Annotated in this window: 17 protein-coding genes; 10 read left to right on the top strand and 7 right to left on the bottom strand. The window is 61.4% G+C overall.

From position 1 onward, the window contains the following. Window positions 1-27 precede the first annotated feature (27 nt). The 7 genes from mreC to M3465_RS07360 are packed head-to-tail and all read left to right on the top strand — an operon-like array spanning window position 28 to window position 7,274. Window positions 28-939 carry a rod shape-determining protein MreC gene (gene mreC, locus M3465_RS07390; protein ID WP_249501095.1) on the top strand — a complete coding sequence of 304 codons (912 nt, stop codon included), beginning with the start codon at window positions 28-30 and terminating at the stop codon, window positions 937-939. Then, window positions 939-1,475, top strand: a complete 537-nt coding sequence (locus tag M3465_RS07385) for a rod shape-determining protein MreD (RefSeq protein ID WP_249501609.1) — start codon at window positions 939-941, stop codon at window positions 1,473-1,475. The genes mreC and M3465_RS07385 overlap by 1 nt, the downstream gene beginning before the upstream one ends. Beyond that, on the top strand, window positions 1,472-3,415 hold the full coding sequence (mrdA, locus tag M3465_RS07380; RefSeq protein ID WP_249501094.1) for a penicillin-binding protein 2: 1,944 nt from the start codon (window positions 1,472-1,474) through the stop codon (window positions 3,413-3,415). Before M3465_RS07385 ends, mrdA begins: the two co-directional genes overlap by 4 nt. Beyond that, the gene (gene rodA / locus M3465_RS07375; protein WP_249501093.1) at window positions 3,412-4,551 is read left to right on the top strand and encodes a rod shape-determining protein RodA; all 1,140 of its coding nucleotides are present in this window, start codon (window positions 3,412-3,414) and stop codon (window positions 4,549-4,551) included. The genes mrdA and rodA overlap by 4 nt, the downstream gene beginning before the upstream one ends. Before the next feature lie 3 nt (window positions 4,552-4,554). Then, on the top strand, window positions 4,555-5,490 hold the full coding sequence (locus tag M3465_RS07370) for a 2-hydroxyacid dehydrogenase (RefSeq protein WP_249501092.1): 936 nt from the start codon (window positions 4,555-4,557) through the stop codon (window positions 5,488-5,490). 30 nt (window positions 5,491-5,520) lie between these two features. Continuing rightward, the gene (gene rpe, locus M3465_RS07365; protein ID WP_249501090.1) at window positions 5,521-6,201 is read left to right on the top strand and encodes a ribulose-phosphate 3-epimerase; all 681 of its coding nucleotides are present in this window, start codon (window positions 5,521-5,523) and stop codon (window positions 6,199-6,201) included. A gap of 53 nt (window positions 6,202-6,254) precedes the next feature. Further along, entirely contained in the window at window positions 6,255-7,274 is a 1,020-nt protein-coding gene (locus M3465_RS07360; protein ID WP_249501089.1) for an NADP-dependent oxidoreductase, read from the top strand. Here M3465_RS07360 and M3465_RS07355 read toward each other — a convergent pair whose 3' ends face one another. From M3465_RS07355 to M3465_RS07335, 5 genes are all read right to left on the bottom strand, one after another. After that, entirely contained in the window at window positions 7,275-8,807 is a 1,533-nt protein-coding gene (locus M3465_RS07355) for an ATP-dependent DNA helicase (RefSeq protein ID WP_249501088.1), read from the bottom strand. A 38-nt stretch (window positions 8,808-8,845) separates the two neighbouring features. Then, window positions 8,846-9,484: an acyl-homoserine-lactone synthase gene (locus tag M3465_RS07350; protein ID WP_249501087.1), complete on the bottom strand. Its 639-nt coding sequence runs from the start codon at window positions 9,482-9,484 to the stop codon at window positions 8,846-8,848. A gap of 112 nt (window positions 9,485-9,596) precedes the next feature. Further along, window positions 9,597-10,316 (bottom strand): helix-turn-helix transcriptional regulator, encoded by a 720-nt coding sequence (locus M3465_RS07345; RefSeq protein WP_249501608.1) that lies wholly within the window; start codon window positions 10,314-10,316, stop codon window positions 9,597-9,599. A gap of 354 nt (window positions 10,317-10,670) precedes the next feature. Beyond that, on the bottom strand, window positions 10,671-11,957 hold the full coding sequence (ccrA, locus tag M3465_RS07340; protein WP_249501086.1) for a crotonyl-CoA carboxylase/reductase: 1,287 nt from the start codon (window positions 11,955-11,957) through the stop codon (window positions 10,671-10,673). 136 nt (window positions 11,958-12,093) lie between these two features. Further along, window positions 12,094-13,437, bottom strand: coding sequence for a 1-acyl-sn-glycerol-3-phosphate acyltransferase (locus tag M3465_RS07335; protein WP_249501085.1), 1,344 nt, complete (start codon window positions 13,435-13,437; stop codon window positions 12,094-12,096). Between the two features lie 177 nt (window positions 13,438-13,614). Here M3465_RS07335 and M3465_RS07330 point away from each other — a divergent pair, with 177 nt between their 5' ends. From M3465_RS07330 to deoD, 3 genes are all read left to right on the top strand, one after another. Beyond that, a complete protein-coding gene (locus M3465_RS07330) occupies window positions 13,615-15,582 on the top strand; it encodes an ethylmalonyl-CoA mutase (RefSeq protein ID WP_249501084.1) in 1,968 nt (655 codons plus the stop codon). A gap of 152 nt (window positions 15,583-15,734) precedes the next feature. Next, the gene (locus M3465_RS07325) at window positions 15,735-16,049 is read left to right on the top strand and encodes an H-NS histone family protein (RefSeq protein ID WP_249501083.1); all 315 of its coding nucleotides are present in this window, start codon (window positions 15,735-15,737) and stop codon (window positions 16,047-16,049) included. 1 nt (window position 16,050) lies between these two features. Beyond that, entirely contained in the window at window positions 16,051-16,755 is a 705-nt protein-coding gene (gene deoD, locus M3465_RS07320) for a purine-nucleoside phosphorylase (RefSeq protein WP_249501082.1), read from the top strand. Window positions 16,756-17,060: 305 nt separating this feature from the next. Here the strand turns inward: deoD and M3465_RS07315 are convergent, their stop codons facing one another. Both M3465_RS07315 and M3465_RS07310 read right to left on the bottom strand, forming a co-directional pair. Further along, a complete protein-coding gene (locus tag M3465_RS07315; protein WP_249501081.1) occupies window positions 17,061-18,230 on the bottom strand; it encodes a type III PLP-dependent enzyme in 1,170 nt (389 codons plus the stop codon). Between the two features lie 499 nt (window positions 18,231-18,729). Then, entirely contained in the window at window positions 18,730-19,509 is a 780-nt protein-coding gene (locus M3465_RS07310) for a succinate dehydrogenase iron-sulfur subunit (protein WP_249501080.1), read from the bottom strand. Between the last annotated feature and the right edge of the window lie 7 nt (window positions 19,510-19,516).

Here is a 19,516-nt window from a genome sequence, read left to right as displayed (position 1 = left end):
CCGCCCTTTCACGGGAAACGGAAACCATTGGCAAGAGACCGAAGCACCAGCGAGACCTACACAACCCCGCTCAGGCGCTTGCTGCTGGCGGTCGTCGTGTTGTGCCTGCTTGCGCTCTTTTTCGTTTGGCGCATCGATAGCCCGAGGGTCGAGCGTTTCCGCGCGGCGGTGATCGACCGCGTGATGCCCAGCTTCGATTGGGCGATGGGTCCGGTCACGGCCACGGTGAACATCGCGCGCGATTTCCAAAGCTACCTGCGGATCTATGAACAAAACCAGGAATTGCGGCGGGAATTGCGGCAGATGACGGCCTGGAAGGAAGCCGCGCTTCAGCTTGAACAGGAAAACGCCAAGCTGCGCGATCTGAACAATGTGCGGATCGACCCGCGCCTGACCTATATCACCGGGGTCGTTCTGGCCGATTCCGGCTCGCCCTTCCGGCAATCGATCCTTATCAATGTCGGCTCGCGCGACGGGATCGTCGATGGCTGGGCCACGATGGACGGCACCGGACTTGTCGGGCGCATTTCGGGCGTCGGCGCGAATACCAGCCGGGTCATCATGCTGACCGATGCGACCAGCCGGATACCGGCGACCATTCAGCCATCGGGGCAGCGCGCGCTCATCGTCGGTGACAACACCTCCGCCCCGCCGATCGATTTCCTCGAAGATCCCGATCAGGTGCGCCCCGGCGACCGTATCGTGACCTCCGGCGATGGCGACGTCTTCCCGCCTGGCCTCTTGATCGGTCAGGTGGCGCAGGATCCCGGAGGGCGGCTGCGCACACGGCTGGCGGCGGATTATGAAAGGCTCGAATTCCTGCGGGTGCTGCGCGATCACGGCGCGCGGCGTGTCTCCAACCCCTCCGCGCTCATTCTGCCGGAGGCACCGACCGGCGGGCCGGATGCGCCCGAGGACATGACAGTGGGGCTTGAGTGATGGATGCCGCCCGGTTGCGCATATGGGGCATGCGGGCGCTTTTCGCCTTCATCGCGCTGGTGGTTCTGTTTTTCCACCTTCTGCCGCTCGATCTGACCCCAAGCCGCTGGGCGGGGCCGGATGTGCTGACCGCGTTGGTGCTGGGCTGGTCGGTGCGGCGGCCCGATTTCGTTCCGGCCCTGCTCATCGCGGGGGTTATGCTGTTGGCCGATCTGCTGCTCCAACGCCCGCCGGGCCTGTGGTCGGTTCTGGTGCTCTGCGCCGCCGAATGGCTGAAATCGCGCGAGCGGCGTCATCGGGAAACGACGTTCTTTCTTGAATGGCTGACCTTTGCCGCTGTCCTGATTGTGATAACCATGATCTACCGGCTGGTCCTCATGGTGCTTATCGTGGCACCGGGCACGCTGGCGCTCGCCTCGGTTCAGGTGGCGATGACGATATTGGCCTATCCGCTCGTCGTGGGAATGTCCTACTTGCTCTTCGGCGTGCGGCGGGCCGGGCCGGGGGAAGTGGACCGTTTGGGACGGACGATATGAGACGCGCACCTAAGGATTCCGCCGAAAGCATGCGCCGGATTTCCCGGCGCGGCGTGCTGCTCGGCGGTGCGCAGCTTGCCTTCGCCGGGGCGCTGGCGCTCAGGATGCGGCATCTGCAGGTCGATCAGGCCGACGAGTTCCGCCTGCTGGCCGAGGAGAACCGGATCAATATCCGTCTGATTCCGCCGAGCCGGGGCCAGATCTTCGACCGCAACGGCGTCATCCTCGCCGGCAATGAGCCGTCCTACCGCATCACCATCGTGCGCGAGGATGCCGGCGATGTGGACGACACCATCGCCCGGCTGTCCGCGCTCGTTCAGCTCGATGAGGACGAGCTGGGCCGCGCGGTCGCCGAGATGCAGCGCAGCGCGCCGTTTTTGCCCGTCACCGTGGCCGAGCGTGTTTCGTGGGAGGATATCAGCCGGGTCGCCGTCAACGCCCCTGCCCTGCCCGGCGTCACGCCCGAGGTGGGGCTGTCGCGCGTCTATCCCCGCAAGGGCGATTTCGCGCATGTCGTCGGCTATGTCGGCCCGGTCAGCGAACGCGATCTGGCGAGATACGAGCAGCCCGATCCGGTCCTGCGAATCCCGCGTTTCCAGATCGGCAAGGTCGGGATCGAGGCGCGGCACGAGGAACAGCTACGCGGCCGCGCGGGTGCGAAACGCGTCGAGGTGAACGCGGTGGGCCGCGTCATGCGCGAGCTCGACCGCCGCGAGGGCACGCCGGGCGCGGATCTGCAACTCACCGTCGATGCCGGGCTGCAAAGTTATATTCAAGCGCGGCTCGGCACGGAAAGCGCCTCGGTCGTCGTGATGGACGTGAACAACGGCGATCTTCTGGGGATCGCGTCTTCGCCCTCCTACGATCCGAACAAGTTCGTTCGCGGAATCTCGGTCGCCGATTACAGCACGCTGCGCGAGAACGATCACCGGCCCTTGGCCTCCAAGACGGTTCAGGACGCCTATCCGCCCGGCTCGACCTTCAAGATGGTCACAGCCCTGGCGGCGCTCGATGCGGGTGTCGTGGCGCCCGATGAAACCGTGTGGTGCCCCGGCCATCTCAAGGTCGGCGGCCGCCGGTTCCATTGCTGGAAACGGGCGGGCCACGGCCATATGAACCTCGAACAATCGCTGCGCGAAAGCTGCGATGTCTATTACTACGATCTCGCGCTGAAGGTCGGGATCGAGCGGATCGCGGAAACGGCCAAGCGGCTCGGCCTCGGGCATGCGTTCAGCATCGGCATGTCCGCCGTGACCGACGGCCTGATCCCCGACAAGGAATGGAAGCTGCGCGAACGCGGCAAAAGCTGGGTGATCGGCGATACGGTCAACTCGTCCATCGGCCAGGGCTTCGTTCTGTGCTCGCCGCTGCAACAGGCGGTGATGACGGCACGGCTGGCGACGGGACGATCGGTTGCGCCGCGACTGGTGCGTCATATCGGAGATACGGAGCAGGCGATCTCTGAAGCCGCGGATATGAACTTCAACGAAAATCACCTGCGCCAGATCCGACGCGCGATGTTCGCGGTCAGCAACAACCGGCGCGGCACCGCCTATCGCTCGCGCATCATCGAAGACGCTTACCGCATGGCGGGCAAGACCGGCACCAGCCAGGTGCGCAACATCACCGCCGCCGAGCGCGCGCGCGGTGTGACGCGCAACGAGGACCTGCCCTGGAAACGCCGCGATCATGCGCTTTTCGTCAATTACGCGCCCTACGACAATCCGAAGATCGCCGTTTCGGTCGTCGTGGAGCATGGCGGGGGCGGGTCGAAGGCAGCCGCCCCCATAGGGCGCGACGTGACGCTGCAGGCGCTTTTCGGCGGCCCGCCGCCGCTCGATGCCTACCCGTCCGGGGATCGCGCGCATATCGCGGCACAGCAGGAACGGCTGCAAAAGCTGATCGAAGAGAGCAGCCCCGAGGCATCGAGCCGCGCATGAGTTATCTCGAATACACCGTCAAGACCGTGCCGGCCGGCTGGCGCAAGATGCTCTTCATCAACTGGCCGCTGGTGGTGCTGCTCACCGCTTTGGCGGGCGTCGGGTTCCTGATGCTCTACTCCGTTGCCGGCGGATCGATGGCGCCCTGGGCGGAGCCGCAACTCAAGCGCTACGCGCTGGGGCTCGCGCTGATGTTCGTGGTGGCGATGGTGCCGATCTGGTTCTGGCGCAACATGTCGGTGATGGCCTATCTGATCGCGCTGGCGCTTCTGGTCGCGGTCGAATTCTTCGGCACCGTCGGAATGGGAGCACAACGCTGGATCGATCTCGGGTTCATGCGCCTGCAACCTTCGGAGCTGATGAAGATCGCGATGGTGATGATGCTGGCGGCCTATTACGACTGGCTGCCGATGCGCAAGACGTCCCATCCCTTCTGGGTGATCCTGCCGGTGTTCATCATCCTGCTGCCCACCGGGCTGGTGCTGACGCAACCCGATCTCGGCACCGCGATATTGCTCGTCGCCGGCGGCGGGCTGATGATGTTTCTGGCGGGCGTGCACTGGGCCTATTTCGTGACCCTGATTGCCGGCGGCGTCGCCGGGATCTATACCGTTTTCCTCAGCCGCGGCACCGATTGGCAGCTTCTCAAGGATTACCAGTTCCGCCGGATCGACACGTTCCTCGATCCGAGCACCGATCCGCTGGGCGCAGGCTATCACATCACGCAGGCGAAAATCGCAATGGGTTCGGGCGGTTGGACGGGCCGAGGCTTCATGCAAGGCACGCAATCGCGACTCAACTTCCTGCCCGAAAAACACACCGATTTCATCTTCAACACGCTGGCAGAGGAATTCGGTTTCATCGGGGGCTTTTCCCTGCTTGCCCTTTATGTGCTGGTGCTGGTCTTCTGTATCACCTCCGCGTTGCAGAACCGGGATCGGTATTCCGCGCTGCTTATCCTCGGTATCGGAGCGACGTTCTTTTTGTTCTTCGCCGTTAACATGTCGATGGTGATGGGGCTCGCGCCGGTGGTCGGGGTGCCGCTGCCGCTTGTGAGCTATGGCGGGTCGGCGATGTTGGTCTTGATGATCGCGTTCGGGCTTGTACAAAGCGCCCATATCCACCGCGCGAGGTAATCCATGCCCCTCACGATCCTGTTTGCGGCCAGCGGCGAAGGCTGGGCGAGATACGAAGCGCCCTTGCGCGCCGCGTTTGCGGAGGAAGGGCTGGATGTCACGCTCGGCACCGATCTGGCGCCCGAAAGCGTGGATTACATCATCTACGCGCCCAATTCCGAAGTGCAGGATTTCCGGCCCTATACGCGGCTCAAGGCGGTGCTCAACCTGTGGGCCGGGGTCGAGGACGCGGTCGACAACCCGACGCTGACCGTTCCCTTCGCGCGCATGGTCGATGACGAAGGGCTGACGCAGGGCATGGTCGAATGGGTGACGGGCCACACGTTGCGCCATCATCTGGGCATGGATGCCCATATCGTGAATCCGGATCACGAATGGCGCCACGTTGCGCCGCCGGTTTCGGCCGATCGCCCTGTCGGCATCCTCGGACTGGGAGAGTTGGGCACGGCTTGCGGGCTGGCTCTGACGCGGCTCGGCTTTCCGGTCACAGGCTGGTCGCGGAGTGAGAAAACGGTTGATGGAATCACTTGCCTGAATGGACGGGACGGGCTGCATGAGACTTTGAGCAACGCGCAAATCCTGATCCTGCTCCTGCCCGACACACCCGTCACGCAAAACACGCTGAACGCCGAAACGCTGGCGATGCTGCCGTACGGGGCGTTCATCCTGAATCCGGGGCGCGGGCCGCTGATCGACGATGACGCGCTTTTGGCAGCGCTCGATAGCGGGCAGATCGCCCATGCGACTCTGGACGTGTTTCGCACCGAACCGCTGCCACGCGATCACCCCTATTGGGATCATCCGCAAGTGACCGTCACCCCGCATATCGCATCCGAAACCCGTCCGCCCAGCGCCGCCCGCGCCATCGCAAGGAACATCCGGCGCAACGAAACCGGCGAGCCGATGCTGCACCTTGTGGATCGCGACGCCGGGTATTAACTCCAGACCATCCCCATAGGAACACGCGCCATGACATTCGACCGCTCGGTGAAGATCGCCCCCTCCATCCTCGCTGCCGATTTCGCCAATTTCGGTGCGGAGATCGAGGCGGTCGAAGCACAGGGCGCGGATTGGATCCATGTCGATGTGATGGACGGGCATTTCGTGCCGAACCTCACCTTCGGCCCGGCGATGTGCGCCGCCATCCGCCCGCATATCAAGACTGTGATGGACGTTCACCTGATGATCTCTCCCGTCGATCCCTATATCGAGGCCTTCGCCAAGGCCGGGGCAGACATCATCACCGCCCATGTCGAAGCCGGCCCGCATATCCACCGCACGTTGCAGGCGATCCGTGCGTCGGGGGCAAAGGCCGGTCTTGCACTCAACCCCGGCACGCCGGCCGAGGCGGCAGCGCCATTGCTCGATCTGGTGGATATGATCTGCGTGATGACGGTAAATCCCGGTTTCGGCGGGCAAAGCTTCATCCACTCTTGCGTGCAGAAGGTGACCGAACTGCGCGAGATGATCGGCGACCGGGAGGTGCATATCGAGATCGACGGCGGCGTCGATCCCCGGACCGCACCGATCGTCACGGCAGCGGGGGCGGATGTGCTTGTCGCCGGATCGGCGGTCTTCAAGGGCGGATCGGTTCAGAACCCGGCCCCCTACGGCGACAATATGCGCGCCATTCGCAGCGCCGCCGCCTGAACTTTCGGCAATCTGGGGCATTGGTCCTGAGAAGACAATCTCAGGAGGCTTTCATGTCCGATCAAATGTCCCGCATCACGCTGGCCCGCCGCCCCGAGGGCGCGCCGGTTCCGGACGATTTCAAATTCGAAACCTGCGACATTCCCAGCCCCGGCGATGGCGAGGTGCTGATCGAGGTCACGCATCTATCGCTCGATCCCTATATGCGCGGGCGAATGGACGATTCAGAAAGCTACGCCGCCTCGGTCGAGCTTGGTGAGACGATGACCGGCCAGGGTGTCGGCCGGGTGCTGGAAAGCAAGGCAGACGGGTTCTCGAAAGGCGACACCGTGACCGGCATGACCGGCTGGGCAAGCCATGCGATCCTGTCCGGCGGGGAGGCGCGCAAGCTTGACGACAGGTTGCCGCCCTCGACCGCGCTCGGTGTGCTCGGGATGCCGGGGCTCACTGGATGGGCCGGGCTGAAGCTTTACGGCAAGCCCAAGAAAGGCGAAACGCTTGTCGTCGGTGCGGCGACCGGGCCGGTCGGCTCCATGGTGGGCCAGCTGGCCAAGGCGGAAGGGCTGCGCACCGTCGCCATCGCGGGCGGCGAGGAGAAATGCCGGATCGCGACCGAGAAATTCGGCTTCGATGCCGCCATCGATCACCATGCCCATGACAGCGCCGAAAGCCTGCGAGACGCTGTTTCCGAGGCCGCGCCGGACGGGGTGGATATCTATTGGGAGAACGTCGCCGGGCCGCTTCTGGAGGCGGTGCTTCCGCTGATGAACCAGCACGGGCGCATCCCGCTTTGCGGCATGGTCGCCTGGTATGACGGCAAGAATATCAAGGACACGAACCAGCTGCCTTCGGTCTGGCGCGCGATTCTGGTGAACCGCCTTCAGGTTACCGGGTTTATCAGCTTCGATCATTTCGACCGGATGGACGAATTCCACGAAGAGGTCGGCCCGAAGGTCGCCAATGGCGAGATTGCCTATCTCGAAGACGTGGCCGAGGGGCTGAAGAACGCACCCGAGGCGTTCATCGCGATGCTCAAGGGCGGCAATACCGGTAAGCAGATCGTAAAGCTCTGATCACGCGTCGGCTTGCGCTTCAAGCTCGAGCGGCGCCGCCGGAGCCGCCTTGAGATCATCGATGCGGAGCGGCGCCGAGGGTTTCGAAAGCCTTGCGCGCACCACCCAATGCAGACGCGTGGCAGCACGCGTGATCGCGACATAGGCCAGCCGTTTCCAGAGCGGCTGGCCCGCTTCCATCCGGCCCATCCTGGCCGCGACTTCGAGGTCGGGCGCGAAGACCTGCACCGCGTCCCATTGTGAGCCCTGCGCCTTGTGGATCGTCACCGCCGCGCCGTGCAGGAAGGTCGCGCCCATGCGTGCGGCGAAGGGGATGAACGGCTCTTCCTCGCCGGGCTTTTCGATCTTGACGATGGACGCGGCAGAGACCTGCGGATCGAGCGCGCCCATGACGTGCAGCCGCGAAAAGCCGGGTTTGCGCCCAGGGCCGAGATAGACGACCTGCGCCCCCTTGATCAGACCGCGCGCTTCTAGATCGAGGCGTTTCTTGCGGTGTTTGAGCGGCAGTTCCAGCCCGTCGCAAATAAGCGGCTCACCTTCGAGCAGGGAATCCTGCGGTGCGTCATAGACGGCGCGAAACGCCTGGATCAGTCGGATGCGCGTCGCGTTGCGCCAGACCAGCACGGGCGAGCGCGCCACGAGATCGGATTCGACGCGCTGGCCCCAGACGATCCTGTCATCGCGCTGCGCCAGATCTTCGACCATCCGCTCGAACGCCCAGAAATCCATCTGCGGATCGGCGAGCGCATGAGCCAGATCGAGGATCGGATTGTCCGCATCCTGCCGGTGGATGCGCTTGAGGGTCAGAACCTGTTCGGGGGCGAGCGTATCGAATACCATCTTGCCGGATTGATTGACGGGCGCCAGCTGAGCCGGGTCTCCGAAAAGGAGCAATGTGGGAAAAATCTCGCGCAAATCCTCCATCTGGCGCTCATCCAGCATGGAGGCTTCATCGACGAACCCGATATCGAGCGGATCCTCGCGGCGTTTCCAACCTGTGATGAAATCCGATCCGCGGAGCCCGGCGGCGGCCAGTGCGGCGGGAATGGATTTATGTGTCTCATAGGACAGTTGCGCGCGCGCCAGAGCCTCGTCGGTCAGATCCGCGATCTCGGGCCGTTCGTCGTTGCCCATCAGCCATTCGGCGATCCGCTCGTATTCTGGATCGTAGACGGGCGTATAAAGGATGCGGTGAATGGTCGTTGCCGGAACGCCGCGCATGCGCAGCACGCTGGCGGCCTTGTTCGTCGGGGCAAGCACGGCAAGCGTGCGCCTGTCCTTGCTGCGCCGGCTTTCGTAATCGCCGGAAACGACCTCGACCCCGGCGTCTTGCAAGGCCTTGCACAGCTCCGCCAGTAGCAGCGTCTTGCCCGATCCGGCCTTGCCGGTGATCGCCATGATCGGCGTTTTTCCATCCTTTGGAGGGCGCAGAATCCCGCCCTCCAGATCGACCCCTGCGCCGCGCAGAAGTTCGGCCACCTTGTCATGCGCGGCGGCTTGGTCGTCGGAATAGGTCAGGGCGGGAAGCGTCATGCCCGGACCCTATATCCCCCCGGGTCCGGGCACCAGCGTCAGGCGGCGGAAATCGCCGGCTGATCCTCAACGCCGCCGAACGCGGCATCGAACCACGCGCGCGAGGCATCGAGCGGAACGCCAGCCACGCGCGAGACCTGTTTTTGCGCCGCGTCGGAGAATTCCCATAGCCCGACGCTGATCGCCTGGCGCCCCTGCCCGGACGTGCCAAGAACCTCCGGCGCAGCGCCGATGCGATTGTAGATGCGGACCATGCGCGCATCGAACACGCCGACGAAATGCCGGATGTGGAAATTCTGCATGATCTCTCCGCCCGCCAGCATCAGCGCGGCGGCGGTACCCTGTTCGGTGTCGCGCGAGAGGCAAAACCGCGTGCATTCCCAGATGAACGGGCTTTGGAACGGGACGCCTTGGGTCAGGTTCAGGAAGTGTTCGTTCACCATCGTGCGCCCGGTCGTGGGCAGAAACCGCATCGAACCGCCATGCGCGCCATTCGCCTTTTCCCAAATCACGTAGAGCGGGTTCAGCGTGTCATACTCGTCACGCTCCTGCCCCCGCGCATCGACGCTGACCTCCCAGCCGAGGCGGGTGGCGAATTGATCGGCGCGATCCTCGAACATGGTGCGTGCCAGTCTGGGATAGCGCGCGAGATCGTTGGCATACAGGTAGCGAATCATCAGCAAATCCTCCGTGAGTTGAGGAGAGGCTGAGGATCAAAGGTGAATTGTTTCTTTCCGCACCGCGCGCTGCCCGTTGCGCGGCGAATTATCGCCGATCGGAAAACCGCTATTACACAACGATCTGGCCCCGCGCCATGGCACGGGCGACCGCATGGGTGGTGTTGAGCGCCCCCAGTTTGAACCGGGCGCTTTCGATATAAACGCGCAGCGTGTGTTCCGATATGGACAGCGTATCGGCCACCTGCGCGCGGCTGTATCCGACAGCCAGAAGCGTCATCGTTTCCACCTCGCGCGGCGACAGGGGCTGCGTCGGCTCCGGCGCCCGGCCCGGCGCGAGTTTGAGCGCGGTCTGGTTGAAATAATGCGCCAGAAGGATGAGATCGCGGCGGTTCAGTTCGGCGAAACCGGCCCATTCCTCATCGTCGCAATCATGGCTCACGGTGAACAGCGCGAACTGCCCGTTCGGGCCGCGGATGGGAATGGAAAAACCCTGGTTGCCGATCCCGTGCGCCATAGCGTCCCTGCGGAAACTGCGGGCAGACTTGCTCGACCAGTCGAGCCGCTTCCAATCCACGGGATGAAAATTCTGATAACATCCGAGCACGACCGGATCGATGCGCAGATAGCCCTGATCGATATAACGCTGCACCCAGGCAGGATCGTAGGTGCCACAGCCATATTGTTCCCCATTGGCCGACACCCAGTGATAGACCATGTGGTCGACGCGATAATGATCGCGCAACCACTCTATCGCCGATTGCAGATCTTCAAGATGCTCGGCGCACTCCAGCCGGGCAATCACCCCGTCCAATTGCGGCAGTTTCTCCAAATATCCCACGGTTCGTCCCCTTACCGTGCGACGAAAGCTCCGCCTGCGCGAAGGACTGGGTGTCTCCCAGTTTCTCTGCCAGCGCTTCGAGATCGTTTGCCGCGGCAAACGTCCTGAGATCCGTCAACACGTCTATGATCCAATCATGTCCCATCGCACCGTCACCTCCAGATAGTTAATAGATCGTTAACACAACCTTAGCATGTGGTCAAAAATCGTTAAATTCCCTGATTTCCACTCCCCAAAAATGGGGATGTTGTCGTTTGCATCACACTGAAACCGCTTCCCTCAACGAAAAACCCGCGAGCTTGAGGCCCGCGGGTTCATGCATAGCGGCAACTTGTAACCGTTTCGTTACGATCTGGCAGCCAATGCATCCTCGAATGTGCGCAGTCCGGTCTTGGGGGATTGCACGAGCACCGCCATATTTCCCGGCTTATGTTCGTTGCGCATCATCTTGGTGTGTGCCTGCGGGATCTCGTCCCACGGGAACACCTCGGACATGCACGGATCGAGCCGGCGTTCGACCATAAGCTGGTTCGCCGAAGCCGCCTGCTTGAGATGGGCGAAATGCGAGCCTTGCAGGCGCTTCTGGTGCATCCACATATAGCGCACATCAAAAGTGCAGTTGAAACCGCTCGTGCCGGCGCAGATCACCACCATGCCGCCCTTCTTGACGACCAGTGTCGAGACAGGAAATGTCGCCTCGCCGGGATGTTCGAACACCATGTCGACATTCTTGCCCTTGCCGGTGATGTCCCAGATCGCCTTGCCGAACTTGCGCGCTTCGGCGAACCACTCCTTGTATTCGGGGGTATTGACCGTGGGCAACTGCCCCCAACAGTTGAAATCCTTGCGATTGATGACACCCTTTGCCCCCATCGACATGACGAAATCTCGCTTGTCCTCGTCCGAGATCACGCCGATGGCATTCGCGCCCGCGGTGTTCGCAAGCTGGATCGCATAGGAGCCCAGACCGCCCGACGCCCCCCAGACCAGCACGTTCTGGCCGGGCTTGAGCTCGTGCGGGTGATGCCCGAACAGCATCCGGTAGGCGGTAGCGAGCGTGAGCGTATAGCACGCGCTTTCTTCCCAGGTCAGATGCTTGGGGCGCGGCATGAGTTGCTGCGCCTGCACGCGGGTGAACTGTGCGAAGGAGCCGTCATGCGTCTCGTATCCCCAGATGCGCTGCGTGGGGCTGAACATCGGATCGCCGCCGTTGCATTCCTCGTCATCGCCGTCATCCTGGTTGCAATGGATGACGACCTCATCGCCCACTTTCCAGCGCTTTACCTTGTCACCGACCTTCCAGACGATCCCGGACGCATCGGAACCGGCGATGTGATAAGGTTGCTTGTGCCCGTCAAACGGGCTGATCGGCTGGCCGAGCCCGGCCCAGACGCCGTTGTAATTCACGCCCGCGGCCATCACCAGAACAAGGACTTCGTGGCTGTCGATCTCCCAGGTATCGACCACTTCGACCTCGAAAGCCTTTTCGGGCTCGCCGTGCCGTTCCCGGCGGATCGCCCAGGCATACATCTTTTGCGGGACATAACCGAGCGGCGGCATCTCCCCGATCTCGTACAGGTCTTTCTCCGGTGCGTCATATGCCGCGATGCCGGTTTGCTGATCCAGAGCCATTGAAGCCTCCATAAGTTGGACGTCAGGTGCCGCGATGCAGAATCATGGCAGATGACCATGAGATATGCGCAGTTTTGAAATTATGCAATGATCTGGATACGGCTTTTGTAATTATATAACCGAGCAACCGCAGAATTTACTTCGCAATTGCAGCATGATCGATCGGTAGGTGCTTGATCGAATTGGCGTAGAATGTCAGCAAAGCCTCGCGATCTGGATTGATCGTGACGCAATCGCACGAACGCGTCAGTATCTGCCGTTTTTGCAGCCTTTCCAGCGCCTTGTCGAAAGCCGCTTCCGGCTCTTCGATACTGGACGCTCCGGCACATCTCGAAAACGTGTCTTTCAGCGCTGCCCGGGATGTCACGCCGTTCAAAACCAGACGGGCAACCAAAGGCACGGGCAGCACCGGGACCGCATCGGCGATACGCCCCATGATCAAACCCGACAGAAGGTCGGGATCCCGCGCCTCCTCGCTTAGTTCGTCGAGCAGCATCGGAGCGCCGAAACTCACCGCCGCGCTGCCGAAACGTGTCGCGCGCCCGCGCAACCGCAGCCAGAGCTGGCGCAGCACGGCCTTGAAAACGACGCTGATCCGCGCACGAAACCGGCGCGAGCCCGACCTATTCGCTGCGATCAATATCGTGTCTTCGAGAACGCGGTCGTAGTTCAGCGCGACCGGAACGAATACGACGTCCCGATCCGCCGCGCCGGCCCCTTCGAGGATGTATTTCAGGATCCCGACCTTCGGCGCCCCCAAACTGCCATCAAGACTGAGCCCGCCTTCCGGGAATACCGCCTGCGTCACGCCCGCCGCCGTCGCCTGCTGGACATAGCGGGCAAGAACCTTGCGATAAAGATCGTTCCGGGATTTGCGGCGAATGAAGTAAGCACCCATGGTGCGTATCAGGCGCGACAAGGGCCAGACCCGCGCCCATTCCCCGACTGCGTAGGACAGGGCGGATCGCTCCGCCGCCAGATAGGTGACGAGAACGTAATCCATGTTCGAGCGATGGTTCATCACGAAAACAACAGTCGCTTGCGGATCGATATCCGACAGACGCACATCCTGATGAACCATCCGCACATCATAGAGCGACGTGCTGAGCCACCGCGCCGCGCGGATCGCAAAGCCGAAATACGCCCATGCCGAGAAGGAAGGAACAATCTCCCGCGCATAGCGTCTCGCGCGCTCGAAGGCCACATCCTCGCGCACGCCCATCGCCTCCGCATGTTCGACGATCGCCTGCGTGACCTCTGGATCGTAGACCAGCCTCTGGATCATGTCGTGACGCCGCAGGAGCTTGAACGGCTGGATTGGGCGTTCGAGCCTCGCGTTCAGCCGCTTGACCGCACGCTCCATACGGCGACGAAAGAACCACCGGACGGAGGGGAATAGGAAATGCGACGCGAATGTCACCGCCGCGAAAAGCACGATCAGGACGAATAACCAAAGCGGCAGTTCGACGGTCGATCCCATGGGGCGACCTTTGCAGCGCGTGAGCAGGAGGACAACTCTATTTTGCCCCTGATGCCTCCCTCCCTTCAAACTCGGCACCCGCGATTGCCGCATTGCAGCGAATTGACACTTGCGGGAAATTCTCCATATTCAAAGCCAAGAGAAATAATATTTCGCAGCATCCAGAGCGAGACCGTCATGACAGACCGACCCAAAGACCGCCCTTGGCTGATCCGCACCTATGCCGGTCATTCCACCGCCAAGGCTTCGAACGCGCTTTACCGCTCGAACCTGTCCAAGGGCCAGACCGGCCTTTCTGTCGCCTTCGACCTGCCGACGCAAACAGGGTATGACAGCGATCATGTTCTCGCGCGCGGCGAGGTGGGCAAGGTCGGTGTGCCGATCTGCCATCTGGGCGATATGCGCACGCTGTTCGACCAGATACCGCTCGAACAGATGAACACTTCCATGACGATCAATGCGACGGCGCCCTGGCTTCTGGCGCTCTATATCGCGGTGGCAGAGGAACAGGGCGCCGATGTGTCGAAACTTCAAGGCACGGTGCAAAACGATCTGATCAAGGAATACCTGTCGCGCGGCACCTATATCTGCCCGCCGAAACCTTCGCTGAAAATGATCGGCGATGTGGCGGAATACTGCTATACGCATATTCCCAAATGGAACCCGATGAACGTGTGTTCCTATCACCTGCAGGAAGCGGGCGCGACGCCGGAACAGGAATTGTCCTTTGCCCTCGCAACCGCAATCGCGGTTCTGGACGAATTGAAGCCGCGCGTCGCGCCCGAGGATTTTCCCGCGCTTTGCGGACGCATCTCCTTTTTCGTCAATGCGGGCATCCGTTTCGTCACCGAAATGTGCAAGATGCGCGCCTTCGTCGATCTTTGGGACGAAATTCTTGAGTCACGATATGGCGTGGAAGAACCGAAATACCGTCGCTTCCGATATGGCGTTCAGGTCAATTCCCTCGGCCTGACCGAACAGCAGCCCGAAAACAACGTCTATCGTATATTGATCGAAATGCTGGCGGTCACGCTGTCGAAAAAGGCGCGCGCCCGCGCGGTGCAATTGCCGGCATGGAACGAGGCACTCGGCCTGCCGCGCCCTTGGGATCAGCAATGGTCGATGCGGATGCAGCAGATCCTGGCCTATGAGACGGATTTGCTGGAATACGACGATCTCTTCGATGGCAACCCGGCAGTGGATGCCAAGGTCGAAGCGCTCAAGGAAGGCGCGCGCGCCGAGCTTGCCAATCTCGACAGCATGGGCGGGGCGATCGGCGCGATCGAATACATGAAAGGCCGGCTTGTCGATTCCAACGCCGAGCGGCTCAACCGGATCGAGCGCAACGAGACCATCGTTGTCGGCGTCAACAAATGGACCGAGGGCGAACCTTCGCCGCTACAGACCGAAGACGGCGGGATCATGGTCGTCGATCCGGCTGTCGAACAGGATCAGATCGACCGCCTGAACCAATGGCGCAGCGAACGCGATGCCGCGGCTGCCGAGCAGGCCCTGACCGATCTTCGGGAGGCGGCCCGCGAGGGGCGGAACGTGATGCCCGCCTCCATCGCCTGCGCGAAATCCGGTGTGACGACCGGCGAATGGGCTCAACAGATGCGCAGCGTCTTCGGCGAATATCGCGCCCCGACGGGCGTGTCGAAGGCGATGTCGAACAAGACCGAAGGGCTGGACGACATTCGCGACGCCGTCAATGCCGTCAGCGACCGATTGGGCCGCCGCCTGAAATTCCTCGTCGGCAAGCCGGGTCTTGACGGTCATTCGAATGGCGCCGAACAGATCGCCTTTCGCGCCCGCGATTGCGGTATGGATATCGATTACGAGGGCATCCGCCTCACGCCCGAGCAAATCGTGACCGCCGCACATGAAAGCGAAGCGCATGTTGTGGGTCTGTCTATTCTTTCGGGCAGCCATATCCCCTTGGTTGAGGATTTGATGCAAAAGATGCGCGATGCCGGACTTTCCCATATTCCCGTCATCGTGGGTGGTATCATTCCCGAGGACGATGCAGACAGGCTGCGCCGAATGGGCGTTGCCCGCGTCTATACGCCAAAGGACTTCGCTTTGAACACGATCATGATGGATATCGTGACGCTCGCCGATCCGCAGGCAGTGGCCGCCGAATAGCGATGCTGTCGCTATTCGCGATACACCGCAGCGAAGCGGGCAACCGTGAATTGCACTGCACACCGAATTAATGCGCAAATTGCGCGCGCGAATTGACATGCGGCGAAACATCTCTATTCCCGTACAGAAATGCATGGGAATTGGAGATTTGAATGACGATCGATGTCGAGAGCATGTCCCGGGACGAGTTGCAAAAGCTCATCGCGGATGCCGAAAAGGCCCTGAAAACGCTTGAAACCCGTCGCAAGGCTGAAGCGAAAAAGGCCGCTGAAAGCGCCGCGAAGGAATACGGTTTCTCACTCGACGAATTGCTGGGGGCAGCATCCGGCAAGAAAGGCTCCAAGGGCGTTCCCAAATATCGCAACCCGGCCGATCCCGAACAGACCTGGACGGGAAAAGGACGCAAACCGCGTTGGATCAATGATGCTTTGGCGCAGGGGCAATCCCTGGACGATCTGGCGATCTAAAATGACAGTTCATATTGGAGCAAAGGACGGCGAAATCGCTCAGACCGTATTGATGCCGGGCGACCCCTATCGCGCGAAATGGGCAGCCGAGACGTTTCTGCAGGACGCCCGCCTTGTCAACGAAACGCGCGGGATGCTCGGTTTTACCGGCACGTGGAACGGCAATCCGGTCACTATTCAGGGCTCGGGCATGGGAATGCCGTCTTTGTCGATCTACGCGAATGAACTCATTCGCGATTACGGGGCAAAAACCCTGATCCGCATCGGGTCATGCGGTGGAATGCAACCGTATGTCGGGATCAGAGACGTCGTTTTGGCCATGACGGCATCGACGCTTTCGACCCCGTCGCGCGGGATCTTCAAGGAATTGAACTTCGCGCCCTGCGCGGACTGGGGCTTGCTGAGCGCCGCCGCCGAAGCCGCGGAGGCAAAGGGCGTGACCACACATATCGGCGGCATCTATTCGTCCGATGTGTTCTATGACGAACGCCCCGACCTGAACGAACAGATGACGCGCCACGGGATACTCGGGGTCGAGATGGAGGCTGCCGAACTCTACAATCTCGCGGCCCGCCATTCGGTGCGCGCCCTCGCTGTGCTGACGGTATCGGACCATTTGCTAACCGGTGAAGCGCTCCCGTCCGAAGAAAGAGAGCGCAGCTTCGGCGACATGGTGGAAATCGCGCTTCATTCCGCCTTCGCGTGACGTCGCGCCGCGCCGGGTCCGAAATAGAGACCGGCATCGGCCGTATCGTTCGATCAAATACTCGGACCCCCGGATCAGGCTGGGTCATGAGTATTTTTGAAGAGAAGAGTTGGGTCCACCCCGCCGTGTTCCGGCCGTGATCGGCTCACAAAGAACATGGCGGGGCGTCTCCTCTTACGGCCATTGGCTCTCCAGCCTGTACCGCGAAGACAGTGAAACCCAAGTTTGTTGAAAAAGAGTTACCTGCTTCTTCTCGTTCCAAATACTCACGACCCGGCCAGTTTCCAGCATGACGCCTGACGCATCTAGATTGCAATCACGTCCAGAGGCGGAAAACCGTTGAACCCGACCGATGCATAGGTCGACGTATATGCTCCGCAGTTGCGGATCACGATCCGGTCACCGCTTTGCAAGCCTAGTGGCAACTGTACCGGCTGTTTCTCGTAAAGCACATCGGCGCTGTCGCATGAGGGGCCAGCGAGGATGCACGCTCCTGTCGGCTCGTGATCGCGATCGGTGAGGAACTGATATCGAATGGCCTCCTCCATCGTTTCAGCCAGCCCCGAGAACTTGCCGATATCCAGATAAACCCAGCGATGAAGATCGCTGTCGCATTTGCGCGAGACAAGCAGCACTTCGGCCGAGATCGCGCCCGCTTCGGCAACCAACCCGCGCCCCGGTTCGGCCATGATTTGCCGCACGTCACCGAAACGGTCATGGACCTGCCGCATCACGTCGGCGGCATAATCCTGCGGTGCCTCGACCGTTTGGCCATAGAAGGCCGGAAAACCGCCGCCGATATTCAACAGCGACGGATCGAAGCCCTGCGCGATCAGCTCATGCCAGACCTCTGCAACCTGATCCAGCGTTTCAGCCCACATCCAAGCTTCACGGGTTTGCGAGCCGACATGGAAGGACAGGCCAACCGGGTTCAGGCCCAGATCGGCGGCAAGGCGGAAAAGCGCAGGAGCTTTCGAAAGATCGCATCCGAACTTGCGCGACAATGGCCAATCGGCCTGCAGCGAACCAACGATCAAACGGATGTAAACGTTCGCGCCGGGGGCATTCGACGCGAGCTTGCGAAGCTCCTCTTCGGAATCGGCGGCGAAATGAGAAATGCCCTGCCGATAGGCCCAAGCGATGTCCGAGGCGCGTTTGACGGTGTTGCCGAAAGAGATACGGGCGGCATCGGCGCCAGCGGCGAGGCACATCTCGATTTCCGCACGCGACGCCGCATCGAAACTGCTTCCGAGCCGAACCAGGGTTTGCAGAATCTCCGGCATCGGGTTTGCCTTGACCGCGTAATGAATCCTGGCGCGACCCAGGCCTTGCGCGAGCGCGGCATATTGGCGGGCGACCGCCTGTGTATCGATCACCAGCGTCGGCCGGTCGAATTTGCGGGCAAGGATAAATGCCTCTGCGCGGGACACAGTTGCGTCGTCGCGGGCGATGAGCCCGGTTACGTGTGCGTTCATTGGTCATCTCCAACAGACCCGGCCATTCCGGTTTTTCCGGCACAGACCGCTCATTCCAATCAGAGACGTTACCGTCGCTACGTAACCACGTGGGAGGCATCTTTGCCTTCCCCACCCCGCCAGAGGTGCGTGCGTTGGCGTCTATAAACGCGCATATGGCGCCGAACAGGATTCGGCGCAATAGAAATAATGATGCGCTCAGTCTTTTTTGGCAGCGTCTGTCGCGTCGCGCAGGCAGCGTTTCGGGCTCGCTTCCGCGGCCAATTCGGCGCCGCAATAGGCGCATCTCCACGCGCCGGGCTGTATTCGCCGCCACCGACATTCGCGCCGAAGCGTCGTGGTTTTATGCTGCCAATACAGATACGCCAAAACCCCGATCAAAAGAACAATCAGAAAAATGGGCAAACTCTCCTCCAGCCGTGTGGTCACGGGACCAACGGGCGGCGGAAAGCTATGTTCCGGCGCGCCCGGCGATGAAGGATGCGACAGTGCGGCGCTCTCAGATGCGCCGCTCGACCATCATCTTCTTGATTTCGGCAATCGCCTTGGCGGGGTTCAAACCCTTCGGGCACGTCTTGGTGCAGTTCATGATCGTATGGCAGCGATAGAGCTTGAACGGATCTTCCAGCTGATCGAGCCGCTCACCGGTGGCTTCATCGCGGCTGTCGATGATCCAGCGATAGGCATGAAGCAGCGCGGCCGGCCCGAGATAACGATCGCCGTTCCACCAATAGGACGGGCAGGCCGTCGAACATGACGCGCACATCACACATTCATACAGCCCATCCAACTTCTTGCGATCCTCGATGGATTGCTTCCATTCTTTCGCCGGGCGGTTCGTCTTGGTCTCCAGCCAAGGCATGATGGAAGCGTGCTGCGCGTAGAAATGTGTGAGATCCGGGATCAAATCCTTGACCACCGGCATATGCGGCAGCGGATAGATCTTCACCTCGCCCTCGATTTCATCCAGCCCGTAGATGCAGGCCAGCGTATTGATGCCGTCGATATTCATCGCGCAGGATCCGCAAATCCCTTCACGGCAGGAGCGACGGAAGGTCAGCGTGGGATCGATTTCGTTCTTGATCTTGATGAGCGCGTCCAGAACCATCGGCCCGCACTTGTCCATGTCGATGAAATAAGTATCCACACGGGGATTGTCGCCATCGTCCGGGTTCCAGCGATAGATGCTGAACTTGCGGACATTCGTTGCGCCTTCGGGTTTCGGCCACGTTTTGCCTGTACGGATTTTCGAGTTCTTGGGGAGCGTCAGTTGAACCATGTCTTTC

Origin of the sequence: Marivita sp. GX14005 (genome assembly GCF_023370775.1) — a bacterium.
GTDB lineage: Bacteria > Pseudomonadota > Alphaproteobacteria > Rhodobacterales > Rhodobacteraceae > Marivita.
Note: the sequence above shows the minus strand (reverse complement) of the source record. Positions and strands in the feature narration are given on the sequence as shown.